This window comes from Microcoleus sp. A2-C3 (assembly GCF_036706065.1).
Taxonomy (GTDB): Bacteria; Cyanobacteriota; Cyanobacteriia; order Cyanobacteriales; family Microcoleaceae; genus Microcoleus.
This window is the reverse complement of the sequence record NZ_JAUBVX010000129.1, coordinates 1-1,436: the sequence shown is the minus strand read 5'-3', so window position 1 is coordinate 1,436 and position 1,436 is coordinate 1. Positions and strand designations below refer to the sequence as shown.

Annotated in this window: 1 pseudogene; it reads left to right on the top strand. The window is 45.0% G+C overall.

Annotation, left to right across the window (positions count from 1 at the left end):
* Positions 1–222: 222 nt before the first annotated feature.
* Positions 223–1,407: pseudogene (locus tag QUB66_RS29645) on the top strand (NF041680 family putative transposase); the annotation flags it as partial.
* Positions 1,408–1,436 lie beyond the last annotated feature (29 nt).

The following is a 1,436-nucleotide window of genomic DNA, read 5'->3' as shown; positions in this document are numbered from 1 at the left end:
CTGTAGTTTAGACTAAATAAAGATGAGAACGGTGGCAAAAGAAGAACTAGAGCCACCGCGCCGGGAGAGAATGAGGGTGAAATAGAAACCCATCGACTCCCTAAATGAACACTGAACGATTAAAGGAATTTCGTCAAGCAGCATACGAGTTATTAGTAAAAGCGAAAGATGCAACATTCGAGCTGATGGATGCAGTGATGACCACGCCCAAATGCGTCATGTTTAGCAGAATTTTCACTCAGCCCGCTATTCAATCGTCAATGGCCAAGCGTCTACGAGGCATTGCAAGACTGTAGGCCAGACCGAAAAAAACTGATGATGCTGTATCGAGAGGAATTAGAACAGCAAGTACCCGCAACAGAACATATATTAGTGGCAATTGACCACACTGCATGGGCGAGACCCGATGCCAAAACCTTAAAAGAGAGAACCCATGAATATCAGGAAGGCGTAATTATTGGACAGGGGTACAGTACAATTGCGTGGATACCTGAAGCGCAAGGAAGTTGGGCATTACCCCTACTCCATGAAAGAATTAGTAGTGGGTCTTCACCAATACTTCAAGCAGCTTCCCAACTCAAACTTGTCTGTGAACAGAGCATCAATCCAGTCTTAGCAGTTTTAGATCGAGAATATGGCAATGCCAGTTGGGTACTGGCAATAGCAGATATTCAAGCCGATTGTTTAATGAGAGTCCGAAGCAATGCCTGTTTGTGGTCAGCACCACCACCCTATAGTGGTCGCGGTAGACCACGTAAGCACGGGCAGAAAATGAGACTCAATGACCCAAGCACATGGCTCCAAGCGGATGCTGTGATTGAAATTGACAAACATCCAGAGTTGGGACAAGTTCGAGTCAGGCAATGGCTTGACTTACATTTTTATCGTGCCGCTGGACAAAGAGTCAATTTAATTCTAGTCGAAAGAATGAAGCCGATGTCAAACGGTCAGCCGTTTCCACCCTTGTGGTTGGCTTGGGTGGGAGAACTAACTCTACCCTTAGAAACTGTTTGGTTTAAGTATTTACGACGTTTTGGAGTTGATCATTGGTATAGATTTGCTAAGCAAAGATTACATTGGACATTGCCTAACTTGAGAACTCCCGAACAATCTGAGCGCTGGAGCGATTTAATGCCATTGATGAGTTGGCAACTCTGGCTAGCTAGGGATTTAGTCGTCGAGAATATCTTACCTTGGCAATCTGCTAATATCAATTTAACTCCTGGACGTGTTGCCCAGTCAATGTTGTCGGTTTTAGTTGACATTGGCACTCCCGCGAAAATGCCTAAACAGAGGGGAAAATCCCCCGGCTGGGAAACAGGAAGAGTACGGACGGTAGCACCGCGATATCCCACCGTTAAAAAACGGGTTTCTCGACGCAAAAAGTCTTCAAGATTAGTTATTTAATCTTCTCCCTCTTGAGTTTTTGAGTAACA